At 43.0% G+C, this 223-nt stretch carries 1 rRNA gene; it reads left to right on the top strand.

Annotated elements, in window-relative coordinates:
- Nucleotides 1–131: 131 nt before the first annotated feature.
- Nucleotides 132–223 (top strand): 16S ribosomal RNA (locus ACK2WN_RS12485); the annotation flags it as partial.

Below are 223 nucleotides of genomic sequence, written 5' to 3'. Positions count from 1 at the left end.
GCCATACAAACCATGCCAGATATTTTGAGATAACATCTGAGCGGATTTTAAACAAAGCGAAAATTTGAGCAACGGAATTTTGAGTATTAGCGAAAAATTCGTTGGCGATATGATTTCGCAGAAATCATTTTATTTTTGAGAGTTTGATCCTGGCTCAGGATGAACGCTGGCGGCGTGCCTAACACATGCAAGTCGAGCGATTCTCTTCGGAGAAGAGCGGCGG

Origin of the sequence: Peptacetobacter sp. AB800, assembly GCF_047807365.1 — a bacterium.
In the GTDB taxonomy this organism is placed as follows: domain Bacteria; phylum Bacillota; class Clostridia; order Peptostreptococcales; family Peptostreptococcaceae; genus Peptacetobacter.
This window is presented reverse-complemented; position numbering and strand designations above follow the sequence as displayed.